This window comes from Amycolatopsis sp. NPDC024027 (genome assembly GCF_040638975.1).
Lineage (GTDB): Bacteria > Actinomycetota > Actinomycetes > Mycobacteriales > Pseudonocardiaceae > Amycolatopsis.
This window is the reverse complement of sequence record NZ_JBEZYY010000032.1, coordinates 22,223-40,421: the sequence shown is the minus strand read 5'-3', so window position 1 is coordinate 40,421 and position 18,199 is coordinate 22,223. Positions and strand designations below refer to the sequence as shown.

Annotated in this window: 15 protein-coding genes; 11 read left to right on the top strand and 4 right to left on the bottom strand. The window is 67.3% G+C overall.

From position 1 onward, the window contains the following. The first annotated feature begins 33 nt into the window (after nt 1-33). The gene (locus AB0F52_RS46045) at nt 34-480 is read left to right on the top strand and encodes a hypothetical protein (RefSeq protein ID WP_360185189.1); all 447 of its coding nucleotides are present in this window, start codon (nt 34-36) and stop codon (nt 478-480) included. 5 nt (nt 481-485) lie between these two features. Beyond that, nucleotides 486-2,492, top strand: coding sequence for a CHAT domain-containing protein (locus AB0F52_RS46040; protein ID WP_360185086.1), 2,007 nt, complete (start codon nt 486-488; stop codon nt 2,490-2,492). A 676-nt stretch (nt 2,493-3,168) separates the two neighbouring features. On the opposite strand, the gene AB0F52_RS46035 is transcribed toward AB0F52_RS46040, so the two are convergent. From AB0F52_RS46035 to AB0F52_RS46025, 3 genes are all read right to left on the bottom strand, one after another. Continuing rightward, nucleotides 3,169-3,318: a hypothetical protein gene (locus AB0F52_RS46035; RefSeq protein WP_360185083.1), complete on the bottom strand. Its 150-nt coding sequence runs from the start codon at nt 3,316-3,318 to the stop codon at nt 3,169-3,171. Nucleotides 3,319-4,459: 1,141 nt separating this feature from the next. Continuing rightward, a complete protein-coding gene (locus tag AB0F52_RS46030) occupies nt 4,460-4,759 on the bottom strand; it encodes a hypothetical protein (RefSeq protein ID WP_360185080.1) in 300 nt (99 codons plus the stop codon). Between the two features lie 288 nt (nt 4,760-5,047). After that, nucleotides 5,048-5,743: a hypothetical protein gene (locus AB0F52_RS46025; RefSeq protein ID WP_360185077.1), complete on the bottom strand. Its 696-nt coding sequence runs from the start codon at nt 5,741-5,743 to the stop codon at nt 5,048-5,050. Between the two features lie 178 nt (nt 5,744-5,921). Between AB0F52_RS46025 and AB0F52_RS46020 the strand changes: the two genes are divergently transcribed. Next, complete coding sequence (locus AB0F52_RS46020) at nt 5,922-9,797, top strand: hypothetical protein (protein ID WP_360185074.1); 3,876 nt, start codon at nt 5,922-5,924, stop codon at nt 9,795-9,797. Nucleotides 9,798-10,074: 277 nt separating this feature from the next. Here AB0F52_RS46020 and AB0F52_RS46015 read toward each other — a convergent pair whose 3' ends face one another. Beyond that, entirely contained in the window at nt 10,075-10,488 is a 414-nt protein-coding gene (locus AB0F52_RS46015) for a DoxX family protein (protein ID WP_360185071.1), read from the bottom strand. A gap of 273 nt (nt 10,489-10,761) precedes the next feature. Between AB0F52_RS46015 and AB0F52_RS46010 the strand changes: the two genes are divergently transcribed. The 8 genes from AB0F52_RS46010 to AB0F52_RS45975 all read left to right on the top strand — a co-directional run. Beyond that, nucleotides 10,762-11,289, top strand: coding sequence for a helix-turn-helix domain-containing protein (locus tag AB0F52_RS46010; protein ID WP_360185068.1), 528 nt, complete (start codon nt 10,762-10,764; stop codon nt 11,287-11,289). A 114-nt stretch (nt 11,290-11,403) separates the two neighbouring features. After that, nucleotides 11,404-12,579: an MBL fold metallo-hydrolase gene (locus AB0F52_RS46005; RefSeq protein ID WP_360185065.1), complete on the top strand. Its 1,176-nt coding sequence runs from the start codon at nt 11,404-11,406 to the stop codon at nt 12,577-12,579. Nucleotides 12,580-13,008: 429 nt separating this feature from the next. Beyond that, nucleotides 13,009-13,521: a hypothetical protein gene (locus AB0F52_RS46000; protein WP_360185063.1), complete on the top strand. Its 513-nt coding sequence runs from the start codon at nt 13,009-13,011 to the stop codon at nt 13,519-13,521. Nucleotides 13,522-13,676: 155 nt separating this feature from the next. Beyond that, nucleotides 13,677-13,871 (top strand): hypothetical protein, encoded by a 195-nt coding sequence (locus AB0F52_RS45995; protein WP_360185060.1) that lies wholly within the window; start codon nt 13,677-13,679, stop codon nt 13,869-13,871. A 233-nt stretch (nt 13,872-14,104) separates the two neighbouring features. Next, nucleotides 14,105-14,527 (top strand): BTAD domain-containing putative transcriptional regulator, encoded by a 423-nt coding sequence (locus tag AB0F52_RS45990; RefSeq protein ID WP_360185057.1) that lies wholly within the window; start codon nt 14,105-14,107, stop codon nt 14,525-14,527. A 136-nt stretch (nt 14,528-14,663) separates the two neighbouring features. Then, the gene (locus tag AB0F52_RS45985; protein ID WP_360185054.1) at nt 14,664-15,182 is read left to right on the top strand and encodes a hypothetical protein; all 519 of its coding nucleotides are present in this window, start codon (nt 14,664-14,666) and stop codon (nt 15,180-15,182) included. Between the two features lie 232 nt (nt 15,183-15,414). Then, nucleotides 15,415-16,158, top strand: coding sequence for a GAF and ANTAR domain-containing protein (locus tag AB0F52_RS45980; protein WP_360185051.1), 744 nt, complete (start codon nt 15,415-15,417; stop codon nt 16,156-16,158). A 922-nt stretch (nt 16,159-17,080) separates the two neighbouring features. Next, a partial coding sequence (locus AB0F52_RS45975) for an ice-binding family protein (RefSeq protein ID WP_360185186.1) occupies nt 17,081-18,199 on the top strand: 1,119 nt, incomplete at its 3' end.

The following is an 18,199-nucleotide window of genomic DNA, read 5'->3' as shown; positions in this document are numbered from 1 at the left end:
GACGAGCCGCGTGCGGATGGTACGTTTCCGACCATGACCCTCCCCGAATCGGACCGTACCACGCACCCGGCGGCGGACGGGCCGCCTTCGGGAAAAGGGAAGCCCTCCGTCTCGCGGCTCGATCTCCGACTCGGCGGCAGCGCCGGGAATGATCGAGATACTCGCCAGGATCTGCTCGCCTTGCGAAAGCTCCTGCGCGAGAGCGGGGTCGCCGACGCCGAGCTGCCGGTGGTGGGTGCGCCGCGGCCGAACACGCGCGGCACGGAGGACGGGGTCGCGGACGTGGTCGCGAACCTGGCCCCGACCCTCGGCCTGGTCGGCCGGGTGATCAGCACGTTGCGCGGTTGGCTGGCGGGACGCCCGCAGCGCAGCATCGACCTCACCATCGGCGACGCGAGCATCAAGATCACCGGGCTGTCCTCGCGCAACGAGGACCTGATGGTCGAGGCGTTCGTGCGCCGTGTCTGCGGGGGTGAGTAGCGCCCGTGGCCGAATTGATCGTGCGGATGCAGGAAGGCGACGGCGACCTGACCACGACCTTCGAGTACGAGCTGCGGTCGTCCCAGGAAGAAGGCGCCGGTCCGCTCGAACAGGAGTACTCGGTCGAGCCGTCGCCCGCGCTGGTCCGTCGGCTGTGCGGCAAGATCGACTCGATCGTCGAGGACGCCCTCGGCCCGACGCCCGTCACCGCGGACCCGGCGGCCCAGCTCGCGGGGACCGGTCAGCTGCTCTACGACAACCTGTTCCCGCGGCTGGCGGGCACCATCCCCGACCTCGCCCGGCGCCTCCGCGAAGTCGAGGGGCCGCTTCTGGTCCGCACCAACGAGTCGCTCGTGCCGTGGGAACTGCTGCACGATGGCACGGAATTCTTCGGCCTCGCCCACGACATCGGCAAGCGGACCTTCGTCACCAGCCGGGTCGTCGGCGGCCGGACCATCCGCACCATCGCCAAGGCGCTGATCGTCGGCGATCCCAACGGCGACTTGGCGTCCGCGCGGCACGAGGCGGAACAGCTGGCGGGCTGGCTCGGCGGCCAGGGGGTCGAGTGCACGCTCGTGCTCGGTGAAAAGGCGACCCTGCTGCGGGTGGTCGACGAGCTGGCCTCCGGCGGCTACGACCTGCTGCACTACTGCGGACACGTGGCGGTGCCCTTCGGCACCAAGCACGTCGGGCTCCGGCTGCACGGCGACGAACTGCTCGACGGGCGCGCGCTGGCGCCGATCGCGAACACCGGCGCGCCGCCGATCGTGTTCATCAACGGCTGCGCGTCCGCCGACCGCATCGCGAACCTGTGTGTGGCGTTCATGGTCGTCGGCGCGAAGATCGTGGTGGGGACCCGTTATCCGGTCGCGGAGGAACCGGCCCGCCTGTTCGCGGAGCGCTTCTACGCCGACTTGACCGGTGGTTCGTCCGCCGGTGCGGCGATCCGCTCGGCCCGGCGCTCGTTGGTGCGGCCCAAGGGCGTCGACTGGGCGGCTTTCGTGCTGTACGGCGACCCTTCGGTGCGGGTCTCCGCCGGTGACCCGGTGGTCAAGCCGGTCCCGGAGGGCGATCCCCGGATGGACCCGGGCGCGAGCGCGGTGCTTGCGCAAGCGGTCCGGCGCGCGGCCGGCCGCGGCGTGGTCACCTCGATGGACCTGCTCGCCGAGCTGCTGTCCACTGAGGACATAGCGGGGCGGGCGGTCGACGCGGCCGGCGCGGAGAGGCTCGTGCTCGCCGAGGAACTGCTCCGGACCGTGCTCGACATCGGGCCGACCGCGGCCCCGGTACCCGATGGCGACGTGGGGTTCTCCGACACGGTGGAAAGCGTGCTCGCCAAGGCGAAGCAACGCGCCCAGGAATCCGGCCGCGAGCTGACCACGACCGCCGACCTGATCTCCGCGTTCCTGGCCGTCGGTGGCGGATCATCGAACCAGGTCCTCAAACTGTTCGACATCTCGCTGGCCGAGCTGGCGGGGGAGGAGGCGGGCCGGGCTGAGCCCGCGCCACGGCCGGCGGAGCCTACCCGCCCAGCGCCGCCGTCCTCCCGGGAGGACGGCACCAACGGGGACGGCCCGCGCCGTCAGATGGCCAGCGACCTGCTGTTCGATCGGACCGGCCGGCTGCGGACGGACCGGCTTGCCCCGCGGGTCGTCGTCGCGGTCCGGGTCGCGGCGCTGCTGGCGGCCACGCAGAAGACAGTCATCAGCACGGGTTTGCTGCTGTACGGCCTCGGCGTCGCGGACAGCGCCCGGCTGAACGACGCGTTGCGCGCGCAGGGCGACGCCGGTGCCAACGCGCTCGACCGCCTCACCCTGACCCGTGAAACGCAGTGGGACCGGTTCTCGCCACGGACGTTGCGGGCGCTGGAGAAGGCCTTGGCGACAGCCGCGGCCGGGGTCCTCGACGACTCGGCGCTGCTCGCCGAGCTGCTCGCGGAGAAGACGTCGTCCGCACGCGCGACGTTGCGGCATCTCGGCGTCGACGCCGATCGGCTCGCCGACGGCACTTGAGCGCCATTGGTCAAGCTGGTGGAGGGAACTACGGCACCGGACGTGGTCGAGGACTATGTCGGCGACCAGCCTGACCGGCATTGTGGGGACCACCTCCAGCGTCGCGGACCTACGCCCTAGCGGCTCGGCCGTCGCCAGGTACCCGCGCGTCCTGGGCGTTCGGCCAGGTCCCTGCCGTACGAGTTGGTGGTGCAGGTGGCGAGCCGTTTCGTGCGCACCTGGGCCGGCGCTGAGCCATACGGGGTGGTCGAAGCGCGGGTAGGAGCGCGCCTGGTTGCGGATCGTCCCCTGCACGAACAGCACCCTCGCCCGCTCGTCTGTCGCGTCGGTCCTGGCTGGTTGGTCGGCGCGGCGAGTCCTCCAGCAGCGACGACTTGCCCGTTCACGACATTCCGGTGGCCGGTGGACGGCAAGACCGGCTTGGAGGCGATACGGTGTCGGAAACGTCGCCTGTCCGGCGTCGGCAATCGCAGGGTGGCCAGCGCGTTCAGGGTGGCCACTTCGCCGACTCCGCCTTCGGCGACGCCTGCGTTGAGCGTCGCCTGGTCGAGCATCGGCAGACCGGGGTATCCTGCGACGCTGCCGTCGTCGATCATGAACTTGATGTTGTCGGAGTCGCGCGCCAGGAGCTGCGATACGTGTGCGGCGGCCTCTTCCGGGGTGGTAAACAGCGGCATCACCGGCGGCAGGTCGCGGTCGGTCGGAACCCTTCGGGTATGAGCTCGCTGGGGTGACCGCCGAGTGGAGTAATGCCGAAGTCCGCCGAGCGGACGTCGGCGACCGTGTCGTCCTCGGTGATGTACACACGGTCCTCGTCGGCGTTCATGCTTTGCATCTCCGGTTCGGTGGTGACACCGAACCGCGGGCCCAGTGCCAGGAAGCCGGGACTGGAGGGACGTGTGCGTCGATCAGCCCGGCCAGCGTCGGCCAGCCGCTGCCCGGCGATGTGCGGGTGGTACAGAACTTGACCTGCTCCTTCGAGTTGCCCGGCAGTGCAGGCTGGAAGTTCGTCTCGTCGATCTCGGCGATCAAAGAGCACGAAGGCGGTCTTCGAGCAGTTCGGCCGCGAAGTCTCGGCACGTGGCGTACCGCTGGTGCCGGTGCGTCACCGCGGCGATGAATGCCGCCTGGCATTCTGTGGTTTGGTCGCCCGCAAGGCCGATTGAGTCCTCTTGTTCTTCGATGTGCCCTCCGACGTCGCTGCTCCGCGTTCGATCTCGTTGGAACTCATCGCCCGCGCGGCCCTGTCCTTGGCTTGACCTATTGCGAGCCGGTCGAGTTCGCGAGCGGCACTGGCGATCGGGGTGCTGGTCAGAGCGGCTACCGCCGCCGGGGTGAAGTCAGGCCCCGGAACGAGGCCGAGCAAGCGCAGGACGCGGCGAGTCGTAGTGCCGAGTGTGTCGTAGGTCAGGTCGTAGGCCGTGCGGACCGCGCTGTTGTCGCCGTCGATGGTGAAACTGTCGAGCAGTCCGTGTTGGTGCAGCTCGGTCAGGTGGTCGGCGATGCGGCGGGATGGGCGGAGTGCGAGTTGCGGCGCGCAAAGCAGGGGAAAGGGCGCGCGCGTACGCGTCCCACAGCCGTGCCATCTCGTGCGCCGTCACCGTGGCCTCCTCCGATGAAGCCCCCACCCGGCTGCACTTGATGCGCGCCGTTCGCCTGAAGCTGACCGACGAATCCAATCATGTGCGGGAACTCCGTCGCTGCAGCAGGTGTCTCCGACCTACCATCACGACGAGCCCACCCAAGGCGCGTCTTCCTGGTATGGGTGCGTCCTGCCCGTCAGCATTAGCTCGAGCGGCGCTTTGTGGCCTTACGCCGCTCGCCGCCCGCGGATGTCAGAAAGCTGTCCGTGATCTGTCCGGGGATTGTCATTTCGGATGAGCTCGGGTGTGCGGTAAGTGAGGCGGCTGACAGGGGTTTGTCGAAAATGTGGAGTCGCTGCGGAAACAGTGTGACGGAACAGATCATCAGGTGCGATTCGCGGCTGAAGAGTGAACTTCCTGCTGAGTCGTGATAATTGCGCAAGTGAGTGTGGTACATGCGGGTGATGCTGAGATGAAATCAACTGCAATGGCGACGATGCAGGTAAACTGATGAATCCAATCACGAGGGAGGATGGGAATGTCTTTGCGAAAAGTAATCATTTCAACAATGGCTGTCGCAGCATCAGGGGCACTGTTCGTGGGGATCCCGGCGACGGCTTCGGCGGCACCGGCGGCGACAGTGTCGTGCTCCAAGCACATCGGCAACACCGTCGGCACGATCACGTGTACGTCGTCGGGCGGTACTTACACGTTCTCCGACGTGTACGCCGACTGTGCTAGCCAGTCCGACCCGCACTATGGGGCGTGGTCGATCAACGGCACTTCGACGCTGCGGTTCGAGTGCAGGTTCTCCATCCGGAACATCTACGCCGTGAGCTAGAGCTCCGGCCGAAACGCCGGCCGGTATGACGATAGGCCGGCCGGCGTTTTCGGCCCGTCTGGGACGAGCAGCTGGTGGGCCATGACAGGACGTGAGCGCACGACCAGCGGCATGAGCGTGCATCGGTGCGGTCAGGCAGACATACCGTGATTGTTGGCGGATACGTGCTCTGCGGGCACATGTATCCATGCGCGTGTAGCGACTTCCTTGACTGCCACATGAACGGGCTTGTATGACGCGGGATCGATTCCGCGATGGCCATGCCGTACGACTGCTTGGTGGATCACCTCAGAGACGGCGACCGCGACATCGGATTGCGTTTGCCGTGCGAGCGCCTGGTATAGCGGTGCGGAGTCGACAAGCCTGCACGCGAAGTTGAGGTCCGTACCGATCCAGCCGTGTGGGCCGTGGACTACCTCACCTGCATGCACCGCAACCCGTACCCGGATCCGGTGGCCTGCCCCGACTTGTGCGTTGTAGTCGCGTAGGCGGGTGATCAACTGCGGTAGGAAGGGGTGGAGCAGGACCGCTTTGGAGACGGTGGCCGGAATGAACACGATCATGCCGTCGCCTCGGTCTTCGTTCACGAGCCGGTGCCAGGCTATTTCGGACGCGCGGAAGGCCGCGTTCACCACACGGTCAAGACTTGTCCGAGCGTGTAGTTGAGCGAGGTCGGTTCGCCGGCCGAAGTCCGCCATGTCGATGACCACGATTGACCGGTGCTGCGGATCCACCTGCCGCGCGGCCCGCATGCCGGCGATGCGGACCTGCAGTCGGAGCGCCGCCGTGGTGGCGGCGAACCGGGCGCTCCGTTGTCGCGGGGTCATGGTCTGCCTTTCGTCGAGGTGATGCTGGTCTGTCGATCGTCAGCCCAGCACTCAAGCGGTTGACGTGTGCCGGGAGAAATGTTCGTGGTCTGAAGCGGGAGCCGCCGCCGGAGTCATGTTTAGACCACCGAGGTTGTTTAGCGTCGGGCGCTGGACTCTGGACAACGGTCGCTGAACAATGGCGTCGGAGGTGGTGGCGGTGCCGCGTGGCGAGCGACCGCTGGAGGGCGGGGACGGCGTGGTGGTGCGGTTCGCTCGTGACCTGCGGTTATTGCGGGAGAAGGCCGGGCGCCCGACGTATCGGGAGCTCGGTGTGCGGGCGCACTACTCAGCGGCGGCGCTGTCGGAGGCGGCCGGCGGACGCAAGTTGCCTACCCTGTCGGTCACGGTGGCCTATGTTGCTGCGTGCGGCGGTGATACCGCCGAGTGGGCGGCGCGGTGGCGGACGACCGCGGCCGAATTGGCTGCGACCAACGCAGAACCGTCCGACACGAATGGTCAGGGGCAGGCGCCGTATTTGGGCTTGGCCGCGTTCGAACTGGAGGACGCCGACCGGTTCTTCGGCCGGGGTGAGCTGGTCGCCGACGTGGTGAACAGGGTGCACCGGCACCGGTTTCTCGGCGTTTTCGGGCCGTCTGGCTGTGGCAAGTCCTCGGTGCTTCGTGCGGGACTGGCCGCCCACCTGACCGCCGAGCACGAACAGGCCGACGCTCCGGTCGTGGTGTTCACTCCCGGAGAACGCCCGTTTGAGGAATGCGCGGTCCGCTTGGCGCAGTTCCTCGGCGAATCGCCGGGAACGCTGCGGGACGAGTTACCCGAAGATCCGCGCAATCTTCATCTGCGTATCCGCCAAGCTGTGGTCAACACTGCCGCGGAGTCGGATGTCGTGCTGATCGTCGACCAATTCGAGGAACTCTTCACTCTGTGCAATGACGAGCCGCTGCGGACACGGTTCATCGACGCGTTGGTGACCGCCGCGACCGATCCGGCCAGTCGAACCCGGGTGATCCTCGGTGTCCGGGCAGACTTTCTCGGGCACTGCGGGCAACATCCCCGCCTGGTGTCGGCGCTGTACGACGCGCAGGTATTGGTCGGCCCAATGAACGTCGACGAGCTACGTCAGGCCATCGTCGGACCTGCCGAGCAGGCCGGGTACCGGCTGGAGACAGCCCTGGTGGCGCGGTTGGTCGGGGACGTCACGCGCCAAGCCGGGATGCTTCCGTTGGTCTCGCATGCTCTGTTGCAGACGTGGCTGCGGCGGCAAGGCACGGTCATGACCGTCGCCGGCTATGAGGCGGTCGGCGGCATCGAGCACGCGCTGGCCCGCACAGCCGAACAGACCTACCAGGCGCTCGACACCGGCTGGCAGCTCATCGCCCGGCAGGTCTTCCTGCGGCTCACAGCTCTGGGTGAGGGCACCGAAGACACCAAACGCCGAGCCACCTGGGAAGAATTCGACGTCGACGATCCCGATACCGTCGTGGTGCTGGACACGCTGGCGCGGGCACGGTTGATCACGCTCGGGGACAACAGGGTGGAGATCGCGCACGAAGCTCTGATCCGGCACTGGCCTCGCTTGCGGACCTGGTTGACCGAGGACCGTGACGGGCATCGGATCCACCGGCGGCTGACCGAAGCCGCTGCCGAGTGGGACCGCCACGAGCGGGACGCCGGCCTGCTGTATCGCGGAGCACGACTCGATACGTGGGAAGGGCGCCCAACCGACCGGCTCAACGACATCGAGCGCACATTCCTGACCGCCAGCCGCGACGCTGCGGAGGGGGAACGCCTGGCTCGGCGGCGCCGGGTCCGGTTCACAGTCGGTGGGTTGAGTTCGGCCGTCGTCGTCGTGACCGTGCTCGCGGTGGTCGCGCTGGTCATGGCTGCCCGAGCTGATGACCAGCGGAAGCTGGCGGTGGGTCGTCAGCTGGTCGCCGACGCCCGTGCGCAACTTCAAGTCGATCCCGAACTCGGCTTGCTTCTGGCCCGTGAGGCGTACACGGCCGCGCCGTCCGAGGACACCGAAGCCATGCTCCGGCAAGCGACCATCGATTCGCACATCCGTACCACACTGGAAGGAAGCACCGCCGGGGCCAAGCCTGAGGAAAGCCGTTGGGTTGAAGGCGCGGCCTTCAGCCCGGACGGGAAATATGTCGTCACCAGTGAGAGCGGTGTTCCCGGCGGTACGCTTCAGGTGCGGACATGGGACGCCGAGCACGGCATGGGGACCGTCGCGCAGGCACTGCCCACCGCCTCATGGCAGGCGAGGCCGGCGTTCAGCGCGGACGGCCGCCGGATCGCGGCGTGGGGCGCCGAAGGCGTGTGGGTTTGGGACTGGGAGAAGGTCCTGGCCGGCCAAGCACAGCCGGCCGCGATCCACCCTGTCGAGGGCCTGGCCTCGCGGGACAAGCTCGCGCTCAGTCCGGACGGTGAACGCGTGGCGGCAGGTGGCGACGATGGTGCCGTCCGCATCTGGACCGCGGTCGGCGGCGACCAGCCGACTGTGCTCCGCGGGCACTCCGGCCGGGTCACCGGCGTGGCGTTCAGCCGCGACGGCAAGTGGCTGGCCAGCGGCGGAGAGGACGGCACAGTCCGGCTCTGGAACCTCGCCGAAGGCGGGAACCCGGCGGTGCTACGTGGTCACGAGGGGCCGGTGGAGGCGGTGGCGCTCAGCCCGGACGGCGTTCACCTAGTGTCGGCGGGCGTCGACGGCGCGATCCGGGTATGGGACCTTGCCCACCCGTCGGACGCGGTGGTGCTCGGCCGACATGACGGCGGCATCCTCGACGTCGCCTACAGCCCCGACGGGTCCTCGATCGCCAGCGCCGGCAACGACAAGGCAGTGGAAATCTGGAACTCCGGCCACGCCGTCGGCCCGACGGTGTTGCGGGGGCACCGCCGCGCGGTCTGGTCTGTCACGTTCAGTCCCGATGGAAGGTCCGTCGCCAGCCTGGCCTTCGACGGGACAGCCAAGATATGGGCCGTCGACCCGGTCAGCGACCTGGTGGTATTGCGCGGTCATCAAGGACGGCCCGTCATCGCCGGGCCCAGCTCGTATGGGCGCCCGGAGGTCAAAAGCCCGGTTGCCGGCATCACAGCCAGCGCGGACGGGCGGCTGGTGGCCAGCGGCGGCCAGGACGGAACCGTCCGCATCTGGGAGCTCACCGGCGGCCGCCCACCGATCGTCTTGGCCAGCACCGGCACACCAGTGGTCCACTTGGCTGCCAGTCCCAGCGGGCGACAGGTGGCCGCTGTCTACGAGGACGGCACCGTCAGCATCTGGAAAACCGCCAACCCAGCCGCGCCGACTCGATTGAAGAAACCCAATCCGGGTAACCCGGTGCAGAAACTAGGCTTCATGGCGCACGGCGACCGACTGGTCGGCTTCGCCGCGGACGGCACCCCGTCCATCTGGAGCACACTCGAAGAGTCACCAGCTGAACCGGTTCCGGAACCATTTCTCGGTAGCCCCCTAGTTGTGCCGGAGCTCCGTATCGGATGGAGTCCCGATGGACGCCACCTCGCCGGCATCGTCCAGGGCAGCGTCCTGATCTGGGACCTCGAAGGCCGCGGCGACCCCACCAAGTTGCCCGGCGACGCCAGCCAAATTCGGACACTGGCTTTCAGTTCCGACGGAGCCCACCTCGCCGGCGCGACCGGCGACGGCATCGTCCAAATCTGGAACGTCGCCGACCAAGCCTCCCGCACTGGCCCAGTCACGTTGCGGGGCCGCCACGAGGATGCGGTCCGAGACATCACTTTCAGCCAGGACAGTCGCCAGCTGATCACCGTCGGCGTTGACGCCACCGTGCGAGTATGGAAAATAACAGGTAGCACTGAGCCACTGGTGTTCTATGGATTTCGTGCCGCCGCTTCGGATGTCGCTTCCCTCGTCGACGGTCGATACGTCACCGCCCACGACGACGGTGTGATCCGGATCTGGCGATGCCTCGCTTGTGGCCCCATCGCAGAAGTCCTCGGTCAGGTAAACCGCCATGTCACCCGAGAACTCACCTCCGAAGAACGCCAGACCTATTTGTCGTCGAGCCGTTGACAAATGATTCTGGGCGCTTGCGTCCGTCCTGGGGCTGCAAGACGCTCGGCGAATCTCCAGACCATGGAAGTGCGCTTCATGACCGACATGATGTCCGGGTAGAGGACCCTGAGGACCTGAAGTTTGAGTCCTGATCGGCCTGGACGACCAGTTGGTGTGCGCCCCAAGGCGGTGGGCTGCAGCCTGCCAATGAGTGACCTTGTCGTTGCTTACCAGCTGACGGTTGTCGGCACGGGTGGTCCTTCTGTTCGCGGCCGCTCCTCGGCAGGAGCGCGCGTCACGCCGCCCCGTCGTCGACCGGCTCGCGGCATGAGAGCGCCTTCACGCACAGTGATTGGGCGCGTAACGGTGATGGGACAGGCCGAGCAAGACCGGGCCGCCGAGTAGCGCCACTTCGTGACGCCGGAGGTGCACGACAACCGCCCCGGCCATCACCACGGCGAGAACGGTGGCCGTGAGCGGTGTGAGGACCGGGGGCGATGCCGACGAGGTCCGGCGGGAGCACGCCGACCGCGCCGAGGAATTCCAGGACCCCGATAACCTTGACTGTCGGATCTTGGAAGTCCTCGACCCACGCCATGAGCTTGCCCGTGGCCAGGAGTTTCTCGCGCGGACTGACCAGCTTCGCGCCGCCCGCGGCCAGGAAGGCGAACGCGAGCAGGCCCCGAGCGACCCAGGTCACGACGTTCATGAGCACTCCCATAGTTGAACTCTCAATTGATGGCGCATAGTACATGCTTGCGCGAGCAAGACAAGAACCTCCGACGGCGGCGTCAGGCCATGATCGGGTGCTCGATCCGGGTAGCGCTGCCTTTGGACAGCCCTATTCCGACGACGCTAACCGGGTGGTTTCGCCAGGTGGCGGGGGCGCTGATCTACAGTGATCGGGTGGCCGAACGACGCCTCCGCGTTGTCGGCCGGGTGGAAAAGCTTGCGAATGCCAGTACGCGGAAGGGGTGCAGCGATGTCGAAGAGCCAGGGACGAGCGCGCTCGGCGGACGCCGAGCGCGCGGCGAGCCAGCAGGCGGCCCTGGACGCGGCGGTCACCCGCCTGCACCAGGAGACCCAGCTGTGGCAGACCTTTCTGTCGGTCCATCGGCGGCTCGTCGAGCTGCTGGCCGACCAGATGATGGCCGACCACCAGCTCCCGCTCGACTGGTTCGACGTGCTGATCCACCTGGCGGACGTGCCGGGCATGCGGCTGCGCCAGCGCGAGCTGCGCGATCGCCTGCTGTTGAGCGAAAGCGGAGTCTCCAGGCTGCTGGCGCGCATGGCCGACGCCGGCCTCGTGGAACGCACTCCGGCCGACGACGATCGACGCGGCGTGGCCGTTGCCCTCACCGACAAGGGGATGGCCACGCTGGTCGCCGCGACCAGCTCGCATCTGGACCTCGTGGCCCAGTTGTTCACCGACAAGCTCGCTGCCGCCGAGGCCGTGGCGCTGGAGCACGTTCTGACCAAGTTGTCGCCGGGAACGGCCGCGACCGAGTGACCCACGAGCGTCCGCCGCTCACGAGGATTGACCGCAAGCAAGCCGTGGCTGCGACGTAGACTAAGGCTTGCTTGCGCGCGCAAGCTGATCTACGATGGCGCTAACACTCAGGTGGTGTCGATCATCGAGGCGACGTCCGAGCCGCCCGCTTCCCTAGCCGCGCCCGGCGTATGCGAGTTCTTCGTGTTCGATACCCGCCGCCACGAGGAGATGATGGTCATGGATTCTGCGCCAAGTAGACGAACTTTTCTGCGTCGCGCTTCGATCGCGGCGGCCGTGCCCGTCACGGCGGCGATCACCGGAATCGGGATTCCCGAGTCCGCTCATGCGAGCGAGAGCGGATTACCCGACTTCGCACCGATTCCGCCGGCATCGCTCGGACCGGCGGTGAATCAGGCGGGCTATCACGTGGGCGAGATCGGCCCGAATCTCTATTGGGTCACCGACTCGTTCTACCAGGCGATGTTCCTGACCACGCGGGACGGCGTCGTCCTCGTGGACGCGCCGCCCACGATCGGTCGGAACCTCCTGCGAGCCATCGCGGACGTGACCAAGGGGACGGGCCGGCCCGCGCAGGTGACCCACCTGATTTACTCCCATCACCACGCGGACCACATAGGGGCGTCTTCGCTGTTCGGCCGGGACGTGGTGCGCATCGGTCACGAGGAGACGCGACGCGTCCTCCTGGCGGAGGCGGATCCGAACCGCCCCGCGCCGACGGTCACCTTCCGCGACCGGCACGTGCTGACGGTCGGCGGGGAATGCCTGGAACTTGCCTACCACGGGCCGAATCACACGGCCGACAACATCTTCGTGTACGCGCCGGTCCACCGGACACTCATGCTGGTGGACGTGATTTTCCCAGGATGGGTGCCGTTCAAGAACCTCGCCGCGTCGTCGGACATTCGCGGTTGGGTTGCCGCCCACCAGCAAGCAATGGACTACCCATGGACAACGCTGGTCGGCGGTCACCTTGGCAGGCTCGGTGTGCGGGCCGACGTTCAGGTGCAGCAGTCTTATGTGGATGACCTGATGGACAGCGCCCGCACGGCACTGAACACCCTGGATCCGACTCGCTATTTCCAGAAGTACGGCCCTATGGGTAACGCGTGGGCCATTTTCAAGACGTACCTGGACGCCGTTTCCGCGCAGGCCGCCGCGCCGGTGACCGCCAAGTACGCGGGCCGCCTGGCTGCCGCGGATGTCTTCACCGTGGACAACGCGTATGCCATGGCCGAGGCCCTTCGCATCGACTACGACGTGCTGGGACCGTTCGGGATCCACCCCTAGCCACGCCGATGGACCAGCTGGCGATCGGTGGCGCCGACGCAATCGCCGTGGTGGTCGCGACGGCGGCGATCACCTAGCCTGTCTCGGACTCCTGCGGGTGCTAGGGCAACGAGCTCGGACGGCGATGTGACTCGGCGACTTCGCCTGCCTGCTCGCGGTCGGGGTCGTCGTGGGGCGAACCGCGCTGCCGGCGGTGCCGCCCCTCGGTGGCGGGGTCGTGGCCCCGGCGACCCTCTTCGCGATGCAGCGACTGATTCGGCTGCTGAGCCGTCGTCGGTGGGTCCACAACCTGCTCAACCGTCCGCCGGCCGTGCTCGTCCGCGATGGCTGCCTCAAGGCCGAAGCGCTGCGCTGAACCGGGGTCAGCGGCAACGACTGCGGCAACGACTGCGGCTGGCGGCATCGGGCGCTGAGAAGCAGGCCTGCCGGGTGGTGCTCGAACGCACCGACGAGATCAGCGTCGTCCTGGGCCATCCACGTCCGGTGCTCGGCTGCCTACGCAGTGGCCTTACCACACTGCGTCGGCCGCGGATCCCGTTCCACATCGGCATCCTGGCCGACAGCCTGCCGGAGTTCTCCTTCGCGCTGGGCGGCGCTGGCCGGCCTGAACCTGATCCGGCGCGGCCCCGGCCAGGGGACGTCAGGCTGGCCGGCTGTCAGCTGATCCTCACGGAGTCTCGGCACGCGGGTCTGCTGGCCGGGTTGGATCTCGGGGTCGGCCCGGACCGGATCATCGACGTGCATTCCCTCGCCTGGTGGGAGCTGGTGGCGGCGGACGCGCCGCTGAACTCCGCACCGGCCCCCCCCGGACGGCTTGCTGATGCTTACGACGCCGATCCCGAACTGGCCGAGCACCGCATGTCCTTCACACCCACCCTGGAGCACATGATCGCCGTGTTGGTCGCCGGGACGCTCAGCATGATGACGCAGCCGTCCGGCTAGGCAATTCCAGTACGCCGAGCGGCCGCGAACTGCACAGAGGTGGGACTTAACGCTCAAACTCGGCGGACGTGTGCCACCGTCAGCTCCGTTGGACGATGGTTCTGCCGCCTCTCGCGTTCGTGGGCTTCGCGTTGTGCGGTGCTTCAATGATGACTATGCCGCTCGACGAATTACGTGCCTTGGTGCCCCGGCATGCTCGGCCCGATCTGAGGACGGACATCGATGCAGCGCGCATCTTCCGCGTCGATCGGCGCACCCCGCCGACACCGAGCACCTACAGCAAGGTGCCGGCTCTCGTCGCACAGGACACCAACGGTTCGCGCTCGGCGAGTGCGTATATGAGCATCTGAGCGCCCAGCGCCGACGGAAACGACTCGATGGTGACGGTGATCTAACCAATTTGCCAACTGCCATGGGTGCGCGGCGCCAGCCGACGTCCTTTCCACGAGCGCGTGCGGTATGGGGCCGAACGGCCCTGGTGATGCGGTGTTGTCGGTTGAAGACTGATGGGGGCGCCAAGGCGGCGAACGTAAGCCTGGTGTCGTTGAGTGCTGTAGTGGTGGCTGGTCATTGACCCCCCCGAGTGGCCGGCCGCCACTACAGTGTGTGCTCTGTGGGCTCTGCACCAGTCCGGGGCGCTCGCGGCGATGCGCTGGAGCACCACCAGCGGTTCCGTACGCGGCTGGTCGAGGAGATCGGTGTCGAGCCAGGGGCTGCTCTCCAAGATGTCCGCCAGCGCATCCTGGCCGCCGAGCCGGTCTGCGAGCGCCAGTGGATTTGGTGTGTGCCGGGGCGCCAGCGCGCCAGTTGCCGGGCCCCCGGCTCGTTCATCGGCCGTGCCGGCGAACTCGACTGCCTGGACGCCTGGTCGCTTTGTCGGCGGCGACACGATCGCCAACCGCAGTTCCTCCCGGGTGCTCCACAGTGGATGTCGAGGGTGTTCCTTGCACCAAGGAGAACAGCGATTCCCGTGGCGGCGTTGTCATCGCACGCCTTGGCCCATTGACCCGGTCAGGCCGTGGCTGCGTAGCAGGCACCGGTGATGGGCAGCGGATCGAGATTGGGTGCCGCGGTCGGAGCGGCCGGGAGCGCAGCCTCGATGGACAGCCCGCAAAGATGTCCGGCCGCGGGAGAATGTGCGAGTGCTGCTGGACCCGGCGTTGCCGTTCGACGTGGGGGAGGTGCTCGCGGACGAGACGGATCGCGCCGAGGACACGCTGCTGATCTATTACTGCGGCCACGGCTTGGTCAGCCTCGATGGAGACCTGTATCCGGCTACTCCCGGACCGACACGCGCGCGATGTATTTGGCCCACACCTCGCTGGCCGACGCCCAGTTGCGCAAACGCAGTCCTGGATAGTCCAGCGCGGGTGAAGGTGGTGATCCTCGATTGCTGCTGTTCCGGGCGGGCGTTCGCGACCCTCGGGGATACCGCCGGTCCGGAAGCGACAGGGCTCTCGCGCATTCACGGTGGCTACGTTCTGACCTCGGCGGGAGCGAACGAGGCCGCCCTCGCACCGGTGGGTGAGCGATACACCGCCTTCGGCGGTGAGCTGATCAGGTTGCTGCGGCGCCGAGCGCCGCGATCACCCGTGGTCGCTGCCAGCCCGGCGTTGGGTTACACTCCGCGATGTCGAGATACTTCGCGCGTGCCGGCTTGACGGGGCGCCATCTCGATGGTGTACCGATCTTGCGCGAACGACGAAGGATCCTTTCGCGGCGAGGAGGACGCGGCGCGTCCCCCTCCTCGTCCAGCAGCGGGCCCGGAACACCACATCTACGTCGGCCACCGACTTCCGGCGGCCAGGATGTCGCGCGGGTCGCAGCCACTTCCTCATCGCTGTCGTACCTCAGGTTTTCCTCGTTCGGCGTGGGCTGACGGGAGAATTGGTCATGGAGTACAAGCGGGCCACCGAAGCGTGGCCGGAGGTACTCGACGAGGTCACCGGAGCGCTGGACACCCTCACCGCGGCGCTGGACAGCGAAGATGACTTCACGGTCCTACTGCGCCAAGTGTGCAAGCAGGTGACCCGGGCCGTTCCCGGCGTCGACGAAGCCACCATCACCCTCCTCACCGGAGGCGTACCGGTGACCGCGGCCTCGACCAGCGACATCGTGACCGCACTGGACCACGACCAGTACACCGTCGGCGACGGACCGTGCCTGCGCGCGTCGCGGACCGGCAAAATGGTGCGGGTCTCCATCGCCGACGCCGCCGATCTCTGGCCGACGTTCGCGAAAGACTCCGCGGCGCAGGGGTTCAGCAGCTTCCTGTCCGCGCCGCTGACAATCAGTGACGGGCACAACGGTGCGGTCAACTGCTACAGCGCCCGAGGCAACGGCTTCGCCGACCTCGACGAGAAACTTCTCGACCTCTACACCCGAGCCATCACCGCCGCGCTACGCGCCTACCGCCGCTACCAGCAAGCCCACGAGACCACCGAGCAGCTCCGCAAGGCACTGACCAGCCGCGCGGTGATCGACCAGGCCAAAGGCATCCTCATGGCACTTCGCCAGATCCCCGCTGACGAGGCGTTCAGGCTGCTGGTCGAACAGTCCCAGCGGGAAAACGTCAAACTGCGGGACCTAGCCGGCCGATTCATCGCCCACGCCACCGGGGCGCGGCCCACACCATGAAAAGAAGAAGGCAAGCCCGGGGTCTTGGGGCGAGAACTCGAGACGCGCCTCGGCTGCAGCCAAGGTGACGTCACTGGCCCGAAGGCACACAGTTTGAACCGATCGGGTTGACCGCGACGGTACACCAAGGGCGGCGAGCGCACTGAGCTGCTCGTCCAGGCCGTCCAGCCCGGTCGCGACCTTCGGGTCCTCAGCGTTCTCCACGCCGGACATCATGTCGGTCATCAGGTGCGCTTCCATGATCAGGAGTTACGCCGCTCGTTTTACGATCCTTTGGCAGACGCCATCGCCGTGGGCTGGTGTTCGACGGTAATCGGTTCGTCCGCCAGTAATGAATCGATTGCACGCGAGGCTCACGTCACCGGTCGCACCTGTTGTCCGAATGGTGGCGCCGGGTCGTCCGGCGCCGCGCGGACGTATTGCGTTGCTTCGGGGAAGACTGGGAACGGTCAGGTCCGGGCCCATGGGCAAGCGGTCACTGACTGCCGGTTGTTCCTGTCGCAGTCCTGGGACGGCACCGCGGCCGGTGACCCTGTCACCGTCGCCGAGCGCCCTGGCGCTGGCCAGGCCCGGAAATCTACAGAGAGTGGGCTGAGAAATCGAGCAGTGAAAGGCGGTAGGGTGGTTGAACATTCCCGTACCGAGTGCTGCGGTCCTGTCCGACTGTGCCTCGGCCTGGCGAAACGTGATTGCACTGCAGAGGTTCGTGGTGGCGGTTGTGGCTGGCGATCGTCACTCATGTGGGTGATTCCTTTCGTCATGCTTTCGTGTGGTTTAACTGGTCTTCGCTGGCGTGTCGAGTGCTCTCTGTCTATCGTTCACCGAATCGGAACAGGTGGCGGATCCTCGCTTCCCCGTGTGGACGCTTTTCCGGCCCAGACTCCCGCCGGCTTGCCAGTCGAGTCGGTGGGAGGAAATACCCATGAACAGCGATTGTCGCAGAACATGGACGTGGCGCCGAGGTGGTGCCGTCGTGGGTTTGTCCGCGGCGGTGAGCACTCTGGTTCTGGGGCTGGTGCTGGGGGTTCCGCAGGCCGTTGCCGCGGAAGCACCGGTCGGGCTCGGTACTGCGGCGTCCTATTCCGTGCTGGGCGGGCAGACGGTGACGAATACCGGTCCCACGAAGCTGGCCGGGGGCCTCGGTGTCTCTCCCGGTACCGCGATCACCGGTTTCCCGCCCGGTAAAGCGACCGGTGCCACGCACGCGGGTGATGCGGCGGCCGCGCAGGCCCAGTCCGACCTCGTCGTCGCGTACAACGACGCCGCCGGCCGCGCTCCGACCGCGAGCGTCGCGGGTGATCTCGTCGGCCAGACCCTGGTCGGTGGCGTCTACAAGTCCACCGGCCCGCTCGCGCTCAGCGGAACCCTGACCCTCGACGGCCAGGGAGACGCCAACGCGGTCTGGATCTTCCAGGTCGCCTCCACCTTGATCACGGCGTCGGCGAGCAACGTGAACCTGATCAACGGTGCCCAGGCGTGCCACGTGTACTGGCAGGTCGGCAGCTCGGCGACACTGGGCACGAACTCGAACTTCGTCGGCACGATCATGGCGCTGACCTCGATCACCGTGACGACCGGCACCGTCGTCGCCGGGCGCGCGCTGGCCCGCAACGGCCAGGTCTCCCTCGACAACAACACCTTCACCATTCCCCAGTGCGCCACGACCCCCACCACGACACCGAGCACCAGCACGACAGTGCCCTCCACCTCGGACACGAGCACCACGGTGTCCTCGACGTCGGACACGAGCACCACGGCGTCCTCGACGTCGGACACGAGCACGACGGTGCCCTCGACGTCCCATACCCGCACGACGGTGCCCTCGACATCGGACACCGACACTACGGTGCCGTCCACATCGCACACTCGCACGACGGTGCCTTCGACGTCCCATACCCGCACGACGGTGCCCTCGACATCGGACACCGACACTACGGTGCCGTCGACATCGCACACTCGCACGACGGTGCCTTCGACGTCGCACACCCGCACGACGGTGCCCTCGACATCGGACACCGACACTACGGTGCCGTCGACATCG